Genomic DNA, 23,417 nt, shown 5'->3' with positions numbered 1-23,417 from the left:
AAAGATCAAATTGAGATGASCAAGAAAWTGATTCGTCAGCACTTTGATCAACATCCCCATTTGAAATCTCAACGGGATTTGTTGACTTCTATTCCTGGTATTGCGGAACTGACTGCAACTGTATTACTTGCAGAAATTCGTGATATTTCGGCTTTTGATACTGCTGATCAATTAGCTGCTTTTGCTGGTTTAACTCCCCGTGAGTTCTCTTCTGGTTCTTCGATTCATGGCAAACCGCGCTTGTCAAAAATGGGTAATTCGCGTTTGCGTAAAGCTTTGTTTATGCCTGCGATTGTCGCTCGTCGTTATAATTCGCCGATTGCCTCTTTCTGCGCTCGCCTTACGGCTAAGGGTAAGTCCAAAATGTCTGTCATTGGTGCTGTCATGCACAAGCTATTGCGGCAGGTCTTTGGTGTTCTCAAGTCTCAGCGTTCTTTCGATCCTAATTTTGTCCAAATTCCCTCTTGACTTTTTGGTGCTTAAGACAGTATCTACATTTCGTTTATCACAATCAAAACAAAATATCCATTTGCAAAAATTATATGATTGAAACCAGTCCCAAACTGATTAATGAAAATATTTCCATTAATGTAACCCTTGAAGACAACGGTTACTATCTTTGCCACTTATCCAACCCATTACCAGATCCATCCCAAAACACCATTAATTGCTACGGTCAAACCCAAGAACACGCGATCGCGATCGCTTTAGAAAAGTTAGCAGAGCAGTATCGCCAGATTGCTGAAGAACAGCAAAATGTGGATATGCTGACCGTGGAGCGATCGCCTGATGGAGAAGCAATTAGCAAGCTTTACCATGTCACACTGCATTTTGAATGTACCATCGATGCAGAATCGAAGTTTGAGGCAATGCACAACACAATTATGGGCAATACCGTAGTCGAAAACGGCAAGATCACTGTGATAGAAGTTAATAAAAATCTGCCTGCTTAGGATACTTCTCCAACACTCTCTTAGAATCAACAAAAAAAGAGGGCATTTGCCCTCTTTTTTTGTTGATTCTAAACAGTTGCTGCTACAGGCACTGCATCCGTTGCTTCAGGGCTATTCTGCTCTGAAGGTGGCACAACTTGCCAGAATTTTGGCAAATAGCTAGACCAATTATCGAGAATTTCCTTCGCTCTAGAACTACCAGTATGCTCATAGCTAGATTGAATCAATTCCTTTAGCTGATTCTCACCTGCGGCGGTGCAAACCCTTTGGACTTTGAGAACCTCTTGGCTTAACCGCTCTTTAAACTTGCCATCAATATCGAGGAAGTAAGCAATCCCGCCTGTCATCCCAGCACCAACATTACGACCTGTGGTTCCTAGAACTACAACTACACCACCCGTCATATATTCAGAGCAGTGGTCACCTGTTCCTTCCACTACTGCCTTTGCACCAGAGTTCCGCACTCCGAAGCGTTCGCCAGCACGTCCATGTACAAACAGATAGCCACCCGTTGCACCATATAAGCAGGTGTTGCCAATGATGGCATTGTCCGCAGGGTTGAAGGTGCAATCAGGTTTTGGTTTGATGCTGATCGTGCCACCATTCATCCCTTTACCAATGTAGTCGTTAGCTTCACCGACTAGGGATAGATTCAAGCCATTGATATTGAATGCGCCAAAGCTTTGACCTGCTGCGCCCACAAATTCGAGATTGAGGTGGCTAGCCAGTCCAGAATTGCCATATTGCTTCGCGATCGCTCCCGATACTCTCGCAGGCACTGAACGATCAGTATTAACGATCGCATAGGTTTTACTTAAATCAGTTTGATTAGCGATCGCCTTTTGTACTTCGAGATCTGCCAAGATTTCATCATCCAGAACTGCACCATTGCTATGGGAAGTTGGAGAATGCTCTAACCAACTGCGATCGCTCTTAGTGTCAGGTAAATTGATGAGACAACCTAAATCTACTTGATTGAGATTGAGTTTAGCGAGCTTCAAGTCTTGACGCTGAGCCAATAGGTCAGAACGTCCGATGATCTCTTTAAGGGATTTGTAACCAAGCTTAGCAAGGATTTGACGTACTTCTTCAGCGACAAAGTAAAGGAAGTTGACCACATGTTCAGGTGTTCCAGGGAAGCGCTTGCGGAACTGCTCCAATTGCGAAGTTACACCAACGGGGCACTTATTTGTGTGACAAACTCGCGCCATGATGCAACCTTCAGCAATCATCGCCGCCGTACCAAAGCCGTATTCTTCACCACCGAGGAGAGCAGCAATCGCCACATCCCAACCAGTTTTAAATCCGCCATCAACACGTAAGAGAACGCGATCGCGTAGTTTGTTACCCATCAGTACCGTATGCACTTCTGCTAGACCGAGTTCCCAAGGTGAGCCAGCGTGCTTAATCGAACTCAAGGGTGAAGCACCCGTACCGCCATCGTAGCCAGAGATTTGGATGATGTCAGCATTCGCCTTAGCCACACCTGCGGCGATCGTGCCGATGCCAATTTCCGATACTAGTTTTACCGATACTTTCGCAGTGGGATTGATTTGATGCAAATCATAAATCAACTGGGCGAGGTCTTCGATGGAATAGATGTCATGGTGTGGAGGCGGCGAAATTAGCGATACTCCTGGTTTGGAGTTTCGGAGCATGGCAATATAGCTGCTGACTTTTGGTCCTGGTAACTGACCGCCTTCCCCTGGTTTTGCACCTTGAGCAACTTTAATTTCTAGTTGATTGGAACTCACTAGATAGGAAGGAGTGACTCCAAAACGTCCCGATGCAATCTGTTTAATTGCTGAGTTTGCTGTGTCGCCATTCTTCAAGCCTTTGAGGTGAGGGAATGTTGCGGAAATGCCGTTAGCATCTACATCATTGATGGGCAAATAGCGAATTGGATCTTCTCCGCCTTCGCCACAATTTGATTTGCCACCGACGCGATTCATGGCGATCGCAAGGACTTCATGGGCTTCTCGACTCAAGGCTCCGAGGGACATAGCTCCTGTACAGAAACGCTTCAGAATTTCAGAAACATCTTCGACTTCTTCTAAAGGAATGCTAGGGCGATCGCTCTTAAATTCGAGTAAATCACGTAGCGCCGTTGGTGTGCGATTCTGTAACTGTGTCCGATAGACTTCGTAATGATCATAGCCATCACCAGCCACTGCCTTATGCAAAGCCTTTGCCATTTCAGGACTGTTCATGTGGTACTCACCCGTGGGGCGATACTGCACAAAGCCGTAGTTCTCTAGCTTTTTGATTTGCAATTCAGGGAAGGCTTGAGAATGGAAACTGAGTAATTCCGACGCAATATCGGCGAAGTTAACACCACCAACGCGGGAAACTGTTCCCTTAAAGCAATTGGTAATTACTTCTTCGCCAATACCGATCGCCTCAAAAATTTGTGCGCCACTGTAGCTTGACAGGAGCGAAATTCCCATCTTCGAGAGAATCTTTAATAAGCCGCCTTCAACTGCTTTACGATAGCTGTCTTGAACCTGAGTAATTGTCAGGGAATTGATTTTGCCCTGTTGCATTTGCATTTGGGTCTTGGCTTTGCCCCACCATTGGCGGGTGGTTTCTAAAGCTAGGTAAGGACAGATCGCACTGGCTCCATAACCAATCAAGCAAGCAAAATGATGGGTACTCCAGCATTGAGCCGTTTCCACAATGATCGAAGCCTTCATGCGAAGCCCTTCGGCACAGAGACGGTGATGCACTGCGCCCACGGCTAGCAATGGCGGAATATAGGCACTTTCTGCACTCAAGTTGCGATCGCTTAAAATCAACAATTTTGCGCCATCGCGAACAGCCTTCACAGCTGCATCACTGAGCTTAGCGATCGCCTCTTTTAGCCCATTAGCTCCTGAGGCGATCGGGAACAACATATCTAATTTTGCCGAGGCAAAACCTAATGATTGCAGTTCCTCAAGCTCTGCTTCATTAATTACGGGACTCTTTACCTTAATCTGATTAGCCGCCTCAGGAGTGGCAAGGAGCAAATTCGCTCTTTCTCCTAAAAACATCGATAAAGACATCACCGTTCCCTCACGCAGAGGATCGATCGGTGGATTCGTTACCTGTGCAAAGCGCTGTTTAAAATAGTCATAGAGTAGGTGTGGACGTTGCGATAGAAAGGCTAGCGGCGCATCATCACCCATACAGAAAACTGGCTCTTTCCCATCTTGAGCCATGGCTTCAATCACCATTTCCACGTCTTCGAGGGTGTAGCCAAAGGCGGTTTGATAGGTAAGAACTTTCTGCTCATCAAGGGTTGGCGCTTCTGCAAAAGGTTTGACTTCTAGATTCTTACGATATTGTTTAATCCATTCACCATAGGGATGAGCCTTCGCGACCCGTTCCTTTATTTCCCAGTTGTGGAGAATCTCATGGGTTTGCAAATCCACAGCGATCGTTTGTCCAGGACCAAGGCGACCTTTTTCAATAATATCCGTTTCAGGAATATCCACAGTTCCTGCTTCTGAGCTAACGATCACCATGCCATCATTAGTAATCATGTAACGAGCAGGACGTAAACCATTGCGATCCAGAGCCGCACCGACGATTTTGCCATCACTGAAGGCTAGTAGAGCAGGTCCATCCCAAGCTTCTTGTAAGCCACTGTAATATTCATAGAAATCAACAATTGCTTGGCGATCGCTTAAATCTGGTTGATTCTCATAGGCTTCTGGCACAAGGATCATCATCGCCTCAAGCGGACTATGCCCTGTCTCAATTAGCAATTCAAAAACGTGATCGAGAGTCGCCGAATCACTCTCATTTGGCTTAAGAATTGGTAGCAAATCTTTGAGGCGATCGCCCTTTGCGTCTACCCAAGTAGGATGGGTGAGATCGCCTTGACGAGCAAGGAACCAATTGGTATTTCCCTGCAAAGTATTAATTTCACCATTGTGACCGAGAAACCGCATCGGTTGAGCAAGGGGCCATTTGGGTAAGGTATTGGTGCTAAAACGACGGTGATAGATTGCATAAGCCGAGACATAATCGGGATTTTGCAAGTCTGCATAAAATGCATCTAATACCGCCGATCGCACCATCCCTTTATAAATTACGGTTGCGTTAGACAGAGATGGCACATAAAAATCGCTAGGGAGATCAGGAGCTAGCTTTTTGACCTCAAGTTTAATGCGGCGACGGGTGATGTAAATCGCTCTTTCAATCTGATCGAGCTGTTGATGATCGGCATCTGCCACGAAAATCGCTTGTTCGATCTGGGGTTGATTTTCCCTAGCTTGAACACCCAATACCTCTGGATTTACAGGCACAATTCGCCATCGTAGGAGTTTTAAGCCTTCTTCTGCGGCAATTCTCTCGGTAATGGCGCGACATTTAGCCGCGTGATCATCATCCTGTGGCAAGAAAAACATCCCCAAAGCTGAATGCTCAGGATCGATGGTCAAATCTGTAAATTCCTTTTGTAACAAACCCCAAGGAATTGCGGTCATCAAACCTGCACCATCGCCCGAATCTTGATCGGCGCTACACCCGCCGCGATGTTCCATACAAGTCAGCGCTTTGAGAGAATTGCTCACAATTTTATGGCTAGCACGACCTTCTTTGTCCGCAATAAATCCCACCCCACAGGCATCACGCTCTTCTACCAGCCAATAAGGCCCTTGGACAAGATTATTAGTTCCAGACTGATTAGACTGACTTGTATTCACGCGGCTCACTTCCATCGGATTATCTGTTGCTATCAAAAAATGTATGTTGAAATTATGAGATTCTTAAGGTGGGTGATGAAGCTCTCACTGCGTCACTTCGTACCTTGTACATTGTTAATTCTAGATTAAGCTTTTTATTAACAGATGCAAAACTGTTAATATCTTGCTTACAGAAATTTGCTTTAAACTGACTTAAATCGCTTGAGATTATTGCAAATTGTCACTCTTACCCTAGCTAGAGCTTGAGTTCTAAGCCAAGACTTAATATTTGAACTAAGCTTGCATTCAATCATTTGAATGAAGGCAGGTTTTAGAGCATAGCTCTTTACTTAGTCTTGTGCATAGGTACTAAGTAGATATTCTAGTATGAATTTTTTAAGTGGGGCATTACTGATTATAAGCGACAAAGATCTTTCTTATGTTCGACTCACTACAGTTTTGGGGTGTAGTTTGACATACAGGTGAACCCAAAAGCTACAGGATCAAGCACTTCTTAATTTTGGGTTTTTAATTAAGTAAAGGCTTTGCCGAACCATAAAGTTGCGACCCGCGGGGTCGCAACTTTATGGGTTTGGATAATTTATTTTGTACAAGTACTTATAATGGCAAAACAGTTTCAGTGACTTGCATCATGGCTTATTGGCTTCTTAAAAGTGAACCCGATGTTTATTCCTATGCTGATCTAGAGCGCGATCGCCAAACGATTTGGGATGGTGTGAATAATAATTTGGCACTCAAGCATATCCGCACAATGCAGATCAAGGATCTTGCCCTGATTTATCATACAGGCGATGAAAGGCGTGCTATGGGGATTGCTGAAGTGATTAGCTTGCCTTATGTTGATCCGAAATTGGACGACCCAAAACGGGCGGTAGTTGATGTAAAAGCTGTGCGATCGCTACCTCAGCCTGTGACCCTTGCTCAAATTAAACAAGATCCTGATTTTGAAGGCTTTGACCTAATTCGGATTAGTCGCCTGTCTGTCGTTCCTGTCTCTGAGGCGCATTGGCAAAAAATTTTAGAACTCGCCAATATTTAAATGAAGTGCCGCGCTATGCGCGGCACTTCATTAGTTTTTGGGTAGCCCTAATTTATTTAGATCGCTTTGCGCTATAGGATATTGGCTAGAAGTTATTAGTAATTTTTTAGAATATATGAACTATTTGGTTAGTGTTTGGGGCGATCGCCTGAAGGCTGAAGAAGTCTATACGCGGCTAGAATCCGCAAATTTTCCGATGGAAGCAATTTCGATTTTAGGCAAGGGCTACAAAAGCGCTGAAGAATTTGGCTTTATCGATCCCCTTGTCCAAGGTCGCAAACAAGCCTTTTTTATGTCCTATTGGCTAGTTCCCTTTGGCTTTTTAGCAGGAGTTGGATTTAGTCTTGTTACTGATTTACATACTTTTGCTTGGGCTGGCAGTATTGGCAATCATTTGATTGGTGGCTTGCTGGGTGCATTTGGTGGTGCAATGGGAAGTCTATTTGTGGGCGGTGGTGTTGGTGTGGCAACTAGCAGCGATTCCGTTCCTATGCGTAACCGTCTTGATGAAGGTAAGTATCTGATCGTTGTCCAAGGTACAGATCAGCAGGTAGTGCGGGCTAATCAACTCATGCGTCCTTTGCGCCCTGAGAATATTCAAGGCTATGTTGCTCCCTAAATTACAATGCTTTACGCTCAATCCAGAACAATATATTTTTCAAAAGCTTTACATTGCAAAGCTTTTGAAAAATATATTGTTCTGTTGAAATATAAATAATTTGGGAAATAACTTATGTTGTAAGTCGTCTACAGGGCTTTATTAAGAGTCCCGCTAATCGACTCTCTTAGATACCAATCGATAAAAGTGTGACAATACTTTTATCGATTAAAAGTCAAGCCCAGCAAGAGTTTTGAAAGCATAAAAATGGCGTAGCCATTTTGTGCTTGAGTATAACAAAGCGTAAAGGTATTACCAAAAATAGAAATATGAAATCACGTCAAGTCTTTACTTATATTTGGCGCATTAATGCTGTAATTATTCTACTTATGGGAATTCTTGCTAGCGCTAGTTTTGCTGCGACTGTTTGGGGATTATTTCGACAGGCTACCCGTACACAGGAAGTTAGTAATGTTGTCAATGTATCTACAAATGATGAAGTCAAAGTAAAAACGACAATTGGAACCTTTGGACAGATTTCGGGAACGGATATCATTAAGGCTCCGCTTTATCTGATCCAAGAATATGACTATAGAGCAGGATCTAAGGAGTCTAGTTCTATTCAGAATTATATTTTCTATGATCCAACTAAAAAAGTGTCTTATTGGTTAAGACCGAAGAGTGAAGGATTACTTCTATCTACGATCGCTTTGCCAGATCTCACGGAAAGTACGGGAAAAGAACAGCAGTTGCCGACAGTTGGCTATGTGTATTTAGTTGCGGACAAAGACACCAACAATGACAAACGTATCAATGACGAAGATCAAAAGAGCATTGCGATTTCTGATCCGTCAGGGTTGCGCTTTAAAGTATTGATTAATCAAGTAGATCGGTTTAATGGCACTTCTACTATTAAAAATAATCGTGTCTCCATACTGTATCAATCAGAAAATAAGCTCAAAGTTGCCGAAGTTGATCTGCGATCGCAAGAAATCCTTAGTAACTCTGAATTTAGCAATCAACCATAAAATACCGCCAGCAGTTTGTCCCTATATGCTTGCTGTATAATAAGTAGGCGATTTTGCAATTATCGTTGATTCCTCCATTCAGCAAGAGATCTGGGCAAAAAAATATTTGCCACAGAAGAATGAATACTAATCCTCAAAAAATATCTGCTGAATATAGGCTGCTATGTTGATTCCAGAGCCAATTTTAGTTGTTTACAGTGAACCGCCCAAAGCGATCGCTACGACAGACTTACGTCAAGCAAGGGTTGACGAGTTCTTAGCATCGCGGGCTTTGCAACCGAAAAGTCGTAAAGCTTATCAAGCAGACTTGCGGATGTTTATGGATTGGTGCGATCTCGCTTGGGTGGATGTGAGTCGGCGTAAAGTGACGCAGTTTAAAACTTTTTTGCTCAAGGAACGTGAGTTGGCACTGAGTTCGGTGAATCGGGTGCTGCGAACACTGAAGTCATTTTATCGATGGATGTTGCTGTCAGAATATGTGGTTGCCGATCCGACAATTGGGATTCAGCAGGAGCGACTGCCCGATCCTGTGGCTAAGGATTTAGAAGATGAGGAGGTATTGCAGATTTATGAGGCGATCGCCTTGAGTAAAGTTATGTTGCGTGATCGGGCTTTGTTTTCGGTGTTGTTGCATGGGTTGAGAGCAGAAGAGGCTTGTCGGCTGAATGTTGAGGATTATATGAATGGGGAATTGGTGATTAAAGAGGCGAAGTGGGATAGCAAAGGAGAAGTGCCTTTGACGAAGTTGGGTATTCAGGATTTGGATGCTTATCTGGTTTGGCGGAGGGAGCAGAAAGAGGAGTTATCATCAGACAGTCCTTTGTTTGTGTCTTGTTCTAATCGCAGTCAGGGTAAGCGATTGACCTATTGGGGAATTCGACATGTGATGGACGATCTTGCCGAGAAGACGGGGATTGATTTGCATTCCCATCGGGGAAGACATACATTTGCGACAAATTTGATTGTGAAGTATGAGCTAGATCCATCTTTGGCGATGGAGTTGACCAGACATCGGGATGTGAGAAGTTTTAGGCGTTATACTAATCGCAAGAATAAGATTGCAGCGAAAAGAGCTTTTTTGAAAGCGGCGGAGAGGTTGGAATAATCCCAAAACACAAACTAGCTGCGCCATTTTGTGTTTTTAAAACCCTTACTGGTTTTGGGGTTTAATTCACAAAAGTGTCATCACATTTTTGTGAATTGGTTGGCTAAGCACAGGACATAAAACCCAAATAGATGAAGGCGGCGCTTTGCGCCGCCTTCATCTATTTGGGTTTTGATTTGTCCTAGCTATCTCTTACATTGCTATACAATTGATGATTATTGCTATAGTCTGATCGCCCCATGCCACGCAAACAAACCGTAGAAATTTTTCCCAGTCTTCAACAAGCTCTTGAAGTAAAAACTGTTGATGAGTTGAAAAAGCTTTGTGCGCTGTTGTCTCTCGATCAAAAATTGACTCGTAAAGCCGATCTAGTGACTGTAATTTTGCAACAAATTGAGGGTGTGAAGATCCAGAAAATTTGGCAGCAGCTAGACGAATTGCAGAAAGCCGCGATCGCTGAAGTCGTGCATTCATCGGGAAATAATTACAATGCGGATGCATTTGTAGCTAAATATGGACAAAAGCCGAATTTTGGCACAGGCGATCGCTACAGCTCAAGATACCAGCCATCGCTACTAAGCTTCTTTCTCTATCAAGGCGTAATGCCGTCTGAACTCAAGCAAACCCTAAAAGTCTTTGTCCCCAAGCCTCAAGCAACCTGTTTAAACGAAGTCGGCGACACAATTCCAGACATATTTCTTGTACGTCACCAAAGATATTGGAATGACCAAGAGTACGAAGTTCCCTTGACAGTATGTGAAATGGAACAGGTTGCTCAAAAAGATTTGCTGTCAGTTCTACGTTTGATTCAATCGGGCAAAGTCTCTGTTAGTGACAAAACATCCCTACCCAGTGGCGCAACGGTGAAAGCGATCGCGACAATTTTATTGGGTGGTGATTTTTATGATGATCAACAACGCAAAGCGGAAGCACAGTATCACTACAGATCCCCTGATGATGATATTGGCGGTATCAAAGCCTTTGCATGGACAGCCCTGTTGCAGGTTGGTAACATGGCGGAACTTTCTGGCAAAAAGCTAGTGCTGACGAAAGCGGGGCTAAAAGCTCTCCAAGAACCACCAGCCAAAACTTTACAAACACTATGGAAGCGCTGGCTCAAGAATACGACCTTTGATGAATTTCGGCGCATTGATGAGATCAAGGGACAGATGGGCAAAGGTTCAAGGGGAATGACGGCAGTGGCGGGACGGCGTGAAGTGATTGCTAACGCTTTGAGCGAATGTTCGATTGGTAAATGGACTCAATTCACAGATTTTAGTAAGTATATGGTAGCTAGTGGACATCTGTTTGAAGTCACCCGCGATCCTTATGAGCTTTACATCTGTGAATTGGGATATGGGAATTTAGGATATTCGGGTAGTCATGATTGGCATATTTTGCAAGAACGATATATGCGCTGTCTCTTGTTTGAATATGCGGCGACCCTTGGTTTGATTGATGTTGGCTATGTTGATCCAGGGGTGGCGTGGCGTGATTTTGGCGATCTCTGGGGAACTGAGGATCTACACTTTCTCAGTCGATACGATGGTTTGATTTATTTTCGCTTAACGGCTCTGGGGGCTTACTGTTTGGGATTGACTGAAAAATATCAACCAGTAGCGATCGCCAATAGCCAGACTTTACGGGTATTGCCGAATTTAGAAATTATGGCTTCAGGAACTGGGCTGAATATTTCGGATGCCCTAGTGCTTGATCGTTATGCTCAAAGGATTTCTGATGAAATATGGCAACTAGATTTGGATCAGCTTTTAACGGCGATCGAGGATGGACATCAGGTTACGGAACTAAAGCAAGTTCTGGAGCAGAACACTAGTGAACCTTTACCTGAATCTGTGCAAGAGTTTCTGAACAATGCTTCAGAAAAAGCCAGTAGTTTGAGGGATTTAGGAGATGCGAAGTTAATTGAATGTGCTAGTTCTCATTTAGCCACATTGATTGCCAATGATCCGCTTACCAAGAAATACTGTCAGCTTGTGGGTAGTCGTGCTTTGGTGGTTTTAGCTATTCATGAAGGTAAGTTTCGCAAAGCTCTGCGTCAAATCGGTTATGCTTTGCCTCCAGTCAGATAATCAAAACTCAGAATCATTACTGTGATTGTTTTTTGTTTGGCAAATGAACCCGCACCCATTTGCAAAATGATACACATTCAATTTGATTGCGAATCTGTGACTATTCGAGAGATTGCTTACGGACATCTGCCAAATCATGGCTACGAGTCTATCCAAAGGAGGAGCAGAGATGCGAATACCTAGATTTGGGTAGATATTTGCGATCGCGCGATCCCATTGATTAAAGATCATGGTAAGTTAAGTTTAGTTAAGAAATTATTTTGAACATCAGGCTCTTTGCTATATGAAATCCTCTTGGAGAACTGCACTGCTGTGGTTACTGCCCATAGCGATCATCGGCTTTTTTGGATGGCAGACTTTAGTAGCCCGTCCCGCACCTAGCCGTCCCACTGTGAATGCGGCTAATACCCGCATCGCCTACGGAAGATTCCTTGAGTATCTTGATGAACATCGGGTACGCAAAGTTGATATTTTTGATGGTGGTCGCACGGCGGTAATCGTAGCAACCGATCCCCAAATTGAAGGCAAAGAGCAACGTGCTAGAGTTGATTTGCCACTCTATGCACCTGAGTTGATGGATAAACTCAACGAAGGCGGCATCGATCTAGCCATTTATCCACCAAGCAACAATGGTGCAATCTGGGGCTTTATTAGTAACTTAATTTTTCCGATCGCTTTAATTGCTGGTTTGTTTTTCTTGTTCCGTCGCTCTAATCAAATGGGTGGTCCCGGACAAGCGATGGATTTTGGTAAATCTAAAGCTCGTTTTGCGATGGATGCTCAAACTGGCGTGAAGTTTGATGATGTTGCAGGTATTGAAGAAGCTAAAGAAGAGCTACAAGAAGTTGTCACCTTCTTGAAAAAGCCCGAACGCTTTACTGCGGTTGGTGCAAAGATTCCCAAAGGTGTTTTATTGATTGGTCCTCCTGGAACTGGTAAAACTTTGCTGGCTAAGGCGATCGCTGGTGAAGCAGGTGTACCTTTCTTCTCAGTTTCGGGTTCTGAGTTTGTCGAAATGTTTGTTGGTGTCGGTGCATCACGAGTGCGCGACCTTTTCAAGAAAGCCAAGGAAAACGCTCCTTGTATCATCTTTATTGATGAAATTGATGCGGTGGGTCGTCAACGCGGCGCTGGTATTGGTGGCGGTAATGATGAACGCGAACAAACCCTTAACCAAATCCTTACAGAAATGGATGGATTTGAAGGTAACTCTGGTGTCATCGTAATTGCGGCAACTAACCGTGCTGATGTGCTTGACTCCGCACTATTGCGTCCCGGTCGTTTTGATCGCCAAATTGGTGTTGATCCACCTGACATCAAAGGTCGTTTGCAAGTTTTGAACGTTCATGCCCGTGACAAAAAGATTAGCCCTGAAGTTTCTTTAGAAGCGATCGCCCGTCGTACCCCCGGATTTGCTGGTGCTGATCTCGCTAACCTCTTGAATGAAGCTGCGATTCTCACTGCTCGTCGTCGTAAGGATGCGATGACGATGGCAGAAATTGATGATGCCGTTGATCGCGTGATTGCGGGACTGGAAGGTAAAGCCCTTGTCGATAGCCGTAATAAGCGTTTGATTGCCTATCACGAAGTTGGTCATGCGATCGTCGGTACATTGCTTAAGGATCACGATCCAGTTCAAAAAGTTACCTTGATTCCTAGAGGTCAAGCGGCTGGTTTAACATGGTTTACTCCCGATGAAGAACAAACCCTAGTTTCACGTGGTCAAATCCTTGCAAGGATCACGGCTGCTCTTGGTGGTCGTGCGGCGGAAGAGGCAGTATTTGGCTCTGCGGAAGTAACTACAGGAGCCGGTGGAGACTTGCAACAGGTCAGTGGCATGGCGCGTCAAATGGTGACTCGTTATGGCATGTCCAACATTGGTCAACTAGCCCTTGAGGGTCAAACCTCTGAGGTATTTCTCGGACGTAGCATGGGTGGTGGATCGCAATATTCTGAAGATGTTTCGGCAAAAATCGATCAGCAAGTTCGTGCGATCGTGCAGAAATGCTATCAATCAGCACTTCAGATTGTGTACGAAAATCGAGCCGCAATCGATCGCGTTGTTGATCTTCTAGTTGAGAATGAAACTCTAGATGGTGATGAGTTCCGTCGCATTGTTTCTGAGTACACATCTGTTCCTGTAAAAGAACGCTTTGTTCCTCAAATCTAAAATCCATTAAAAAAAGTAGGAGCAGTTCGTGAACTGCTCCTACTTTTTTTTGAGATGTGATTATTGTTTGCACTGAGTAGATGTTGTCATATATTTGATTTAGACAACCTACTGCAATTACTGATCAAACGAACCAAGAATTTTTGTAAAAGTGTTGCTTTACAACACTTTTACAAAAATTCTTGGTTCGGGTTTGAGCGCAAAGCGCTGTAAGACAAATTATGAATACAAATCAATCAAAACCTTGGTTACAAAAAGAACTATTACAACATATTCAGTTATTACTCTATAGCTTTCACCATTGGACTGGCGACACTCTCATACCAATCGCCGATCGCCAATTACCAGAAGAAATAGCCGATTTATTATTTAATGCAAATTTTGTAGTTGTTTCCCACGGCACTCAAGTCGATCCGATTCTTAACTATGGCAATCAAAAAGCGCTTGATTTATGGCAGATGGATTGGGCTACTTTTATCACAACACCATCACGCTATACGGCTGAACCAATAGAACGTAGTGAAAGAGAACAACTATTGGCGCAGGCAAAATCCCAAGGATATATCAGTGATTATCGCGGGATTCGGATTGCGAGTACAGGCGATCGCTTTTATATCAATCAAGCAATTATCTGGAATGTGGTGGACAAAAACGGCAAATTGTGGGGACAAGCAGCAACTTTTTCTAACTGGGAAGCGATCGCCTAAGTCCATCATTACAAAATAGTCTTATTTTGGTCGTATGTTGCGGGCGCGACGAACACAGGATTATACGAGTTGTACTACAGCTACATCGTCTAACAGGTTCTGCTTCGTTAACAAGTCTTGAACTGTAATTCGCAATGTTCGCTTTTGATCTACTTGAAAGAGGACTTTAATGCGATCGCTACCCGTTTGACCAAGCGGATCGAGTTGAGCGATCGCTTTGCTGTTTTCATTAAGAATCTGCACAGCAACTTGTTTACCATCTAAAACACGGGTTACCAGCCTCTCATCTTCAAAATACACTTCTACATTGGTTTCACCTAACTCACCGATGACTAGCTCAATGCTGGGCTGATCGGCAACCGATGCGCCGAGAGTAAGTTCTACTGGCTTTTCCAAGGGATAGGTAGTACCAGATTTAACAATGGTATGCCAGTTATGTTTTTTGTATCTTTTATCCCAATAGCGCACACCATAACTGTGATAGAGAAAGTCTTGCAATTCCCAGCCTTGGGAAACTGCTCCATGAGCGATCGCCTCAAAGGGTTTATCAGCTTTTACTTTTTCCGATGGGAAATGTTTCAACGCCCATTCTTTCACCGCAGGGATTTGGGATGTGCCACCGACAAGGAGAACTGCATCAACCTTATCTAGGTCAATATTTTGGCGCGTTGCTTGTTGACGAATACGATCAAGAGCTTGATCGAGATTAGCAAAAAATTTCTGTTGTTCAAGGATTTGATTTAACTGCGATCGCGTTAATGTCAATTCATAGGATTCAAAGGTTTGATCGTTAAAATAGACTTCCGTTAATGATTCATTGCTCGAAAGAGAGATTTTAATACGTTCTGCTAAGCGCGTTACGATAGAATTTTTGGGTAATCCTAACTCCTTATGGAAATAATCAACAATCCAGTTATCGATATCAATCCCGCCGAGATTTTGACCTGTTTTTGCGAAAACCTTTGCTGTTTGTGAACTTTGATTATTGGATGTAGATGTATTTTTGATCGTGCGATCGCCCCATTTCAGTAAAAAGCCTAGAGGTGATTTAGGCTGATTGACCGCAGTTTGAGCCTGTCCTGATGATAATTTCACTAAGGATAAATCTAAAGTTCCACCACCAAAATCCACCACTAAAAGAGTTTCACCATCACCATTAAGCCCATAACCCAAAGCTGCCGCCGTTGGTTCATCAAGGATGCGGACTTGATCAACGGTTAACTTCTCGCAAACTTTGCCTAACCAGTTTCGATAGGACTCAAAGCTATCGACAGGAACAGTAAAGATTAGTGAGTCAGCATCAGGCAAGCAATTAATAATCCTCTTTAAGAACCATTCTCCTACCAGTTCAAATTCCACTTCGCGTCCATCAATTTCTGGCACAAACATCGACACGTTAGAACCGATCGCCCGTTTAAAAGCTTTAAAAAATCGCGGCTCACCTTTGATGCTTTTTTTATCTAAACCGCGATCGCTAACTTCCTGACCAATTAACACCTGCTCTTTGACAGCATCCTGTACATAAACAAAACTAGGAATTAACGGTGGATTGTCGGCAATAAAACTACTATAAGCATCTAACTTGACAGTTTCAATCTCTCCATTCTCATTAATTCTCGCAACAACAGTATTACTCGTCCCAAAATCAATCGCATATTCCATAATTATAAGTTTCTCAAATAGTCTCCAAGAAATTGAACTTCCTGATTTTGGTCACACCTCAACCTTTTGCTCTTGAGAAAAGACTTTTCGATAGTTTTCGTAATCCATCAAATCTTTAGCTAAAGATGCATCAAGCTCTGCTTTATTTGCGTGATAGTAAGCCAGAGCCGCATAAATTTGCTCTAATTTCAAATGGGGATACTCATCCTGAATTTCTTCTGCATTCAAACCTTGCTGCCACAAAGTTGCAATCCGTCCAACAGTCATACGAGTTCTTGCAATACGAGGTCGATTGCCACAAATATCAGGAGAGCAGACAATAAGTGTACCAATATCAACAATAGTTACTGTCATAATTCTGGACTCTCTGTTCCTTTACTTAATTCTAATGGAAAATAATCTATATCTATAGCCTGTTCTGGTGTAAAGGGGCTAGTCTCAGGAAAATCAGATATCAGCAAACCCGTTTCTAGTGAGGCAAATTTTCTCGCTGTTTGATAGCATTCTGGAAATACTTCTTGATAATAGCGATGTAGACTAGGACTGCGCTTGCAAGCTTTTTTTAAGCGATTGCGATGTTCAAAAATAGTTAATAGCCAACTACGCGATCGCAACTGTGGCTGGAAGCAATATTTTAATAGATGCATCAAGATTATTTCTAAATTACTTTCAAGAGCATCTCTCTGACTCCCACTCATGTCGTCAAGTTCTTCTATTAGATGAGGAATATCTAGTTGCGTCAATTTACCTTCGTGCAAAAGCTGCATCATCAACTCAACCCACAAACAGTAGTCACGATTATAGATATCCTCATTATCTGAGGGTAATGTTTGTAAGACTTCATCGGTGAATGTAACGCTCATAGCTTGCATTCCTGTAAATAATATTTCTATTATAGCAATCCTAATGTAATTGATAGAGTGTGCTGAACTCTATCAATTACATTAGGATTGCTATACAATTAGCGGCGCGAAGCGCCGCTAATTGTATTTTGAGGTTTGAACTGAGGCAGTTTTCGATAAGCTCTTGCCATAGAGAATTGCCCCAAATCCAGTCATATACATAAACAGACTATAAATAGCCGCAGGAATTGCCATATCTTGATTACCCAACATTCCTGCTGTAATCGCGATCGCTAAAGTTCCATTCTGAATACCAACTTCGATCGCTACACAAATTTGCTGCGGTGGACTAAGCTTTAGCAGTTTACTGATCACAAAACCTGCTGCCATTGAGAATATATTCAGTAAAACCACCCCTGCTCCAGCTTGCAAAATAAACTCAGGTAAGCGACTCCACTCGCGAATAACTAGAATCAGAATAATTAAAGCGAGAAAGCCGATCGCTAGGCGACTAGTAACTTTCTCTAAGCTGCGGGCAAGCTCAGGAAACTTATACTGTATATACATTCCTATTGCAGTGGGAATAATTGTAATTAAAAAGATCTGTACCATTGTCGTTCCAATTGGCAAGGCGATCGCTGCACTCTGTCCGAGAAAATGATTTAGAGCCAGATTTGCAAGTATCGGAATCGTAAATATGGTGATAATGCTACTAAATACCGTCAGTGTCACCGATAACGCGACATCTCCACCTGCGAGGTAAGTAATCATGTTTGATGACACACCACCAGGAGAAATGGCAATGATCACCAGACCCACAGCGATCGCAGGCGGCATTGGCACAATTTGGGTAATTACAAAGCCGATGATTGGTAGCAGCAAGATTTGACTGAATAATCCCACCGACACAGCCTTAGGATATTTGGTGATCCGTTGGAAATCCTCAAACTTTAGCGATAGACCCATCCCCAGCATGATTAAGGCTAAAGCAATGGGTAAGATTAAAGTTGTAAAAATACTTTCTTGCATAATTTGTTATGAAATGGGTATTGTGTTTAGGGTAATAAAGTGCAGCGCGAAGCTCGGTACTTTATTATTTAGGAGCTAATTCGCATACTAATATCGAGCCAATGTGATCGCGTCACCATTGCCGAAGTGGAAATATAATCTACGCCTAGCTCTGCAACCTGAGCAATCGTATCGAGGGTAATATTGCCCGAAGCTTCGGTTTTAGATTGGGGACTATGCTGACGAATTAAAGCGATCGCCTCACTCATCATCGACAATGGCATATTGTCCAGCATAATCACATCCAAATTTAGCTGCATTGCTTCTTTGACTTGATTAATTGACTCAGTTTCCACTTCAATTGATGTCGTAAATGGAATGTTCTCACGTACACGTTGCACTGCTTCGGTGATACCTCCCGCCGCTGCGATGTGATTATCCTTGAGCATCACCGCATCATCTAAGCCATAGCGATGATTGATCGCCCCACCGATAAATGTGGCATATTTTTCTAATAATCTCATCCCAGGAATAGTTTTACGAGTATCGACTAGACGAGCTTTTGTACTAGAAATCGCTTTGACATATTCCGCAGTCGCACTAGCAATTCCCGATAATCGCATGACTAGATTTAAAGCAACCCGTTCACCCATTAGCAATGTAGCGAGACTACCATTAATTTCTGCAATCAAGTCACCAGATTTTACAGGCTTCCCATCCTGCGCGATCGCCACAAAATTTACTGATTGATCCAACAATTGAAATACTCTAGCGGCAACTGGTAACCCTGCAATTATGCCATCAGCTTTCGCAATCCATACTGCTTTGCCAAGGGGAGCATAACCATTTGGGAATAAACCACTGGTACTGCGATCGCCTCGTCCAATATCTTCGCGCAACCAGTCTTCGAGGATCGGATCTAAAACAATAAAAGGAGGGAGCATTATCTAGGTATTTGTTAAATGATTGAGAAAAAGTTTCTAACTAAACTGTGGAAACTATTTATGAAAGGCTACTAAAGTTTAGAAAGTATGATTTAGAACATATTCAAGAATTACTTTCTGAGGTCAAAAGCTCTAAGAGATCCCCCTCAATCCCCCTTAAAAAGGGGGAAGAATTTAATTCTCCCCCTTTTTTAAGGGGGGCTGGGGTGGATCTAGACAATTCTTAAATGGTTATTAGTCATGAAGCCAAGCTTCAGTGGCAATTCCTAACTTGCTAGCCGTATCAATTAACTGATGTAGCTCCAAATTAGAAATGCTTTCACAAAGATTTACCTCAATGTGAATTGGTTGCTTCTGGACAGATTCCAAATCGAGAATCTGTCTCGCAAGTACACATTTAGGGGCAATCCGTGATGATAGATAATCCAGAAAAGCCTCTTGAGAGAGATTGAGATTTAGCTTGAGATTTAGGCGATCACTAATCACTAAGGACTGCTCAATCTGATTGAGATAGTTAAAGAGTGACTTTTCATCAATATCTTGAAGTTGGGAAAGTTGCTGAATTTGTCTCAAAATATAATTTTCAAGAATTTTGGCATCTTCTTCATGGGTAAACTTGCAACCTAGATTGATTGCCTCGATCGCCACTGCATCTAATCCCACATTGGGAAGGGATGCACCTGTTTCCAAGCGCTTAAGTTCCTCTGTGAGACGATTGTTTAAGACAATATCCGCAGCGACTTGCAGTTCACGCGGTACTGGTAAATCATCTCGACGGAAGGAGATCAGAATTCCATAGTTGTCGCGATAAACTTGCTCATATAGTTGATCGAGTCTGGTTAAGGTCTCGTCAGCAAGCATCCGCAAAATCCGATGACGCTCCTCGGCAAAGAGATGATGCAGATTAAACTGCTCACCACTAAAGTTACTAGCCATCGCCAGAATTACTGCCGCCGTATTCGCTTGTTTGAGAACCTTAAACAAGGTTGCCTTGATCTCCTCATATTCGCGTCTTCCTGTAAAGGGTTGGATACAGCAATGGAAGTCATCACCACCGAGGTGCAGCACTGCAAAAATATAATTTACAGATTCTTGAGTAATTCCCGAAACTAGTTGAATTTGCCCGATCGCTAAGGACATGGAGCCAATTCGTTGCAGTTGATAATCCTGCTGTTGGATCTGATAGCAATAAATTTGCTGCGATCGCGCATAATTGCCAAAAGTTGAACTCAGGGCATATTGAGCGGCAACTTGAGCAAGTGTAATCCGATTAGTCGCCACTTGATGCCGAAATACACCTTCGCCATCTTTAAATTCAGGCAGATTACTGGTGGCTTTTGCCATGCGATGAATAAATTCATCTTCCAGTAAAACTCCTGCAACATCGGCGGCTAGTTCGATCGCTCTAGCGGCATAGCGCAAAATCTGCACGGTTTCAGGCCGTGATAATTCTTCAAAGAACCAACCACAGCTAGTAAACATGAGTAAGGCATGGCGCTGCATTTCTAACAGTCGCAAAGCGTCTATCTTCTGGGCAGATGTCGATACCTTATTGCCGCATTGTTCTTCAAAGAACTTCTCTAAAACGGGTGAATGTTCAGCAAGCCCATCACGTAGTGAATATTTCAGAACATCAATATAGCGATCGCGGGCTTCCCAAGGATCATTAAAATATTTGCGCCCAATATCCACATATACCGTTGCCATGCGATCGCGCAACCAGTTAAGGCTATCCCTTAAGGGTCGCCGCCATAGTAGTTGATAGCTAGTGCCTTCACCGCCACAGGAGCAACCGCCTTGCCAGCGATCGACTCCGTGGGCGCAACTCCAAGCGGTTACGGACTTTAGTTCCGCTTCCCATTGGGGCGGAAAGAGACTTAAATAATGAGCATAGTTAGTAACATTCCAACCGCGTTTGGGAAACTCTTCGACAAAGGCATATGAAAGAGTTTTTTCCGTAAAGTGCTTATGATGTCCAAAGGTTTCACCATCGGTTGCCACAGAAACAATCTGATGCGGACGATGATCCCCGCGCACTGCTTGACTGATCCGCTTCGCAAAATTATGAGAACTTCCTAGAAGATCGCCAAATCCCATATCGCGAGAAATGGGACCATCATAGAAAAATACATCGATATAAGCATCTGTATCCGCAGGTAAATGGAACTGCCCCAGTTCCGACACATTACTGCTACTGGAATTATGGCGACGTAAATAGCAACGATAGGGACGGTTGGGATCAATCTGCGCTCCACCCACCTCTTCCCATGCAGGATTGGGATTGTCTTTTGTGGGCATGGGACGACAACGCTGAGCCTGTGATGGCGCAAGAATAATAAACTTGATCCCTTCTAAAACCAGAGCTTCTAGGGTTTCATAGTCAACGGCTGTCTCGGCAAGCCACATCCCTTCAGTTTCGCGCCCAAACCTTGCCTTAAAATCCTCCTTGCCCCACCGAATCTGCGTCAATTTGTCGCGCCAATTTGCCAAGGGCATAATGATGTGGTTATACACTTGCGCGATCGCATTACCATGACCATTAAGGCGATCGGCACTGCGTTTATCGGCATCTAAAATGGCTTGATAGGTATCGCGATCGTGAAATTCCATCCATGAGAGCAATGTTGGCCCCATGTTGAAACTCATGTACTCATAGTTATTGACAATCTTCACGATCTTGCCGTCATAACGCTCAATCCGTGAAAAGGCATTGGGTCGATAACATTCATGGTGAATCCGCGCATTCCAGTCATGAAAAGGAGCTGCGCTTTCTTGCCGCTCGATCGCATTCAGGTATGGATTTTCACGCGGAGGCTGATAAAAGTGACCGTGAATCGTAATATAAATTCCCGAAGCGGTCGGAATCTGGACATTAGGCGAAGAAACAGAAACAGCAACAGTCACGCAAATCTTCCCTTAAAGCAAACGACATTTACTACATCTTGGCAGATTTTCTTGGTGGTTCGCAAGGGATTAAAGAAAAGTTTTATACCAAAACCAAAAATGGCAGTGCCATTTTTGGTTTTTAAAAACCTTACTGGGTTTGGTTTTCAATCCAAAAAAATGTAGTCACACTTTTTTGAATTGGTATTAGAAGTTAAACCCCAAAATTAGTGCTGCACCGCAGCACTAATTCACTTAATCAACTCTTTTGACGATAAGTTTGTATGCACCTTTGCCTGTGGGATCAAAAGCATTGACGATCGTGCGATAGGTTCCTGTAATTGGTAATTCGAGGGTCATGGATGCATTCTTACGGCTCGGTAAACCGTTATTTTCTTGCAATACCCTGCTATCGGGCGCAAATAAGACTAAATAGGGATGAAAATCGGAACTGACAAGTTCAATTTGGATGACTTGCCCTGCTCGACCATTAAAACTAAAAGCATCAAATCGACTGCCATCTCTGGCAAAAACTCGACTCTGGGTTCCTAAAACTCCATTTTTTTGCAAGATGATCCCCCGATCGCTTGATTCAATTGGGGATTGAGAAGTGAAGTTATTCGTTAATCGACCTGCGATCGTAAAAGATCCTGTTTGTCCGACTTCATAGGAGTTGGCATAGAGCGTATATCTACCCGTAGTTGGCAAAGTAACGGCAATACGCGAATTTTTACCACCACCACCATCATCATCTTCGGCAACTTTACGACCAGATGCATCAAATAAAACTAGATAGGGATCGATCGCATTAGCACGCATCTCAATCACTACGGATTGTCCTGCTTGACCTTGAAATTGATAGGCTTTGAAATAGCTGCCATCGGGTAAGGTTCTGTCTGAAGCCGTCAAAAACGCAGAGATTACATTGCCATCTAGAGTAAGCACATTGGGAGCCGCGATCGCAGGTGTAGGATTATTGGCGATCGCTCCTTGGCGAACTGCGGCAATAAATTGCTTAACCGTATCAGCTTCGATCGCCAATCCAATGCCACTATTGGCAGAACTAGTTGTAAAAATCGCCGTATTTACACCCACTAGTTCGGCACGGCTATTCAGCAAAGGTCCCCCTGAATTTCCGGGATTTAGAGCAGCATCGGTTTGTAATAATTTGCGATCGCTGTCAATGCGACTAATGATCCCTGTCGTCAATGTTCCCGCAAACCGCCCAAAGGGATTACCGATCGCAAAAGCCCTTTGCCCCACTTGAATGCCACTGGAAGATGCAATCTGAATTGTGGGTAGGTTGGTAGTTACACCCTCTAACCTAATCACGGCAAGATCAGGATTGCGACTACTAGCAATGACCACCCCACGAAATTGACGCTTATCACTGAGGATTACATTTACTGTAGTTGCACCACGTACCACATGGGCATTAGTTAAAACTAAACCTTTGGGATCAATAATTGAGCCACTGCCGTTACCACTACGTGACTGAATTGAGACAACGGCAGGGCTAGCTAATTTATAGACACGAATATTTGTATCTTCATCTTGGGCTTGTACAGGTGACGGTGTGACCAAAGGAAGAGTAGCGATCGTGCTGATACCACCGCATAGTATTAGGCTAGTTGCCAAAAATTTAATTAATCCTTTTTTCACAAAACTATCCTCAGTCGCGATCATTAACCCGTTTT

Annotated in this window: 17 protein-coding genes; 9 read left to right on the top strand and 8 right to left on the bottom strand. The window is 43.4% G+C overall.

All coding sequences use genetic code 11. The features are described from left to right. Together B9G53_RS08245 and B9G53_RS08240 are read left to right on the top strand one after the other, a co-directional pair. Nucleotides 1-468 (top strand): transposase (locus B9G53_RS08245; RefSeq protein ID WP_217901534.1); only part of this gene is annotated, 468 nt, incomplete at its 5' end. Nucleotides 469-542: 74 nt separating this feature from the next. Further along, nucleotides 543-953: a hypothetical protein gene (locus B9G53_RS08240; RefSeq protein WP_094531055.1), complete on the top strand. Its 411-nt coding sequence runs from the start codon at nucleotides 543-545 to the stop codon at nucleotides 951-953. Between the two features lie 68 nt (nucleotides 954-1,021). Here B9G53_RS08240 and gltB read toward each other — a convergent pair whose 3' ends face one another. Then, nucleotides 1,022-5,659: a glutamate synthase large subunit gene (gene gltB / locus B9G53_RS08235; protein ID WP_094531053.1), complete on the bottom strand. Its 4,638-nt coding sequence runs from the start codon at nucleotides 5,657-5,659 to the stop codon at nucleotides 1,022-1,024. 616 nt (nucleotides 5,660-6,275) lie between these two features. Here gltB and B9G53_RS08230 point away from each other — a divergent pair. From B9G53_RS08230 to B9G53_RS08195, 7 genes are all read left to right on the top strand, one after another. After that, nucleotides 6,276-6,683, top strand: coding sequence for an EVE domain-containing protein (locus B9G53_RS08230; RefSeq protein ID WP_094531065.1), 408 nt, complete (start codon nucleotides 6,276-6,278; stop codon nucleotides 6,681-6,683). Nucleotides 6,684-6,798: 115 nt separating this feature from the next. Further along, nucleotides 6,799-7,302: a hypothetical protein gene (locus B9G53_RS08225; RefSeq protein WP_094531051.1), complete on the top strand. Its 504-nt coding sequence runs from the start codon at nucleotides 6,799-6,801 to the stop codon at nucleotides 7,300-7,302. Nucleotides 7,303-7,610: 308 nt separating this feature from the next. After that, nucleotides 7,611-8,309 (top strand): hypothetical protein, encoded by a 699-nt coding sequence (locus B9G53_RS08220; RefSeq protein WP_094531049.1) that lies wholly within the window; start codon nucleotides 7,611-7,613, stop codon nucleotides 8,307-8,309. 163 nt (nucleotides 8,310-8,472) lie between these two features. After that, entirely contained in the window at nucleotides 8,473-9,414 is a 942-nt protein-coding gene (locus tag B9G53_RS08215) for a tyrosine-type recombinase/integrase (RefSeq protein ID WP_094531047.1), read from the top strand. 239 nt (nucleotides 9,415-9,653) lie between these two features. After that, entirely contained in the window at nucleotides 9,654-11,504 is a 1,851-nt protein-coding gene (locus B9G53_RS08210) for a hypothetical protein (RefSeq protein WP_094531045.1), read from the top strand. 283 nt (nucleotides 11,505-11,787) lie between these two features. After that, nucleotides 11,788-13,674: an ATP-dependent zinc metalloprotease FtsH gene (gene ftsH, locus B9G53_RS08200; RefSeq protein WP_094531041.1), complete on the top strand. Its 1,887-nt coding sequence runs from the start codon at nucleotides 11,788-11,790 to the stop codon at nucleotides 13,672-13,674. Between the two features lie 221 nt (nucleotides 13,675-13,895). Then, nucleotides 13,896-14,381, top strand: a complete 486-nt coding sequence (locus tag B9G53_RS08195; protein WP_094531039.1) for an MEKHLA domain-containing protein — start codon at nucleotides 13,896-13,898, stop codon at nucleotides 14,379-14,381. A gap of 60 nt (nucleotides 14,382-14,441) precedes the next feature. On the opposite strand, the gene B9G53_RS08190 is transcribed toward B9G53_RS08195, so the two are convergent. The 7 genes from B9G53_RS08190 to B9G53_RS08160 all read right to left on the bottom strand — a co-directional run bounded on the left by B9G53_RS08190 (nucleotide 14,442) and on the right by B9G53_RS08160 (nucleotide 23,382). Next, the gene (locus B9G53_RS08190; protein ID WP_094531037.1) at nucleotides 14,442-16,043 is read right to left on the bottom strand and encodes an Hsp70 family protein; all 1,602 of its coding nucleotides are present in this window, start codon (nucleotides 16,041-16,043) and stop codon (nucleotides 14,442-14,444) included. Between the two features lie 51 nt (nucleotides 16,044-16,094). Further along, nucleotides 16,095-16,397, bottom strand: a complete 303-nt coding sequence (locus B9G53_RS08185; RefSeq protein ID WP_094531035.1) for a DUF433 domain-containing protein — start codon at nucleotides 16,395-16,397, stop codon at nucleotides 16,095-16,097. Next, nucleotides 16,394-16,906 carry a DUF29 domain-containing protein gene (locus tag B9G53_RS08180; RefSeq protein WP_094531033.1) on the bottom strand — a complete coding sequence of 171 codons (513 nt, stop codon included), beginning with the start codon at nucleotides 16,904-16,906 and terminating at the stop codon, nucleotides 16,394-16,396. The genes B9G53_RS08185 and B9G53_RS08180 overlap by 4 nt, the downstream gene beginning before the upstream one ends. Before the next feature lie 117 nt (nucleotides 16,907-17,023). Then, complete coding sequence (locus B9G53_RS08175; protein WP_094531030.1) at nucleotides 17,024-17,914, bottom strand: bile acid:sodium symporter family protein; 891 nt, start codon at nucleotides 17,912-17,914, stop codon at nucleotides 17,024-17,026. Nucleotides 17,915-17,982: 68 nt separating this feature from the next. After that, a complete protein-coding gene (nadC, locus tag B9G53_RS08170; RefSeq protein ID WP_094531028.1) occupies nucleotides 17,983-18,837 on the bottom strand; it encodes a carboxylating nicotinate-nucleotide diphosphorylase in 855 nt (284 codons plus the stop codon). A gap of 234 nt (nucleotides 18,838-19,071) precedes the next feature. Continuing rightward, nucleotides 19,072-21,741 carry a DUF3536 domain-containing protein gene (locus tag B9G53_RS08165; protein ID WP_094531026.1) on the bottom strand — a complete coding sequence of 890 codons (2,670 nt, stop codon included), beginning with the start codon at nucleotides 21,739-21,741 and terminating at the stop codon, nucleotides 19,072-19,074. 234 nt (nucleotides 21,742-21,975) lie between these two features. Then, entirely contained in the window at nucleotides 21,976-23,382 is a 1,407-nt protein-coding gene (locus B9G53_RS08160; RefSeq protein WP_254923590.1) for a trypsin-like peptidase domain-containing protein, read from the bottom strand. Nucleotides 23,383-23,417 lie beyond the last annotated feature (35 nt).

It is taken from the genome of Pseudanabaena sp. SR411 (assembly GCF_002251945.1).
Taxonomy (GTDB): domain Bacteria; phylum Cyanobacteriota; class Cyanobacteriia; order Pseudanabaenales; family Pseudanabaenaceae; genus Pseudanabaena.
The sequence above is the reverse complement of the archived record's forward strand: the minus strand, read 5'-3'. Positions and strand labels throughout refer to the sequence as shown.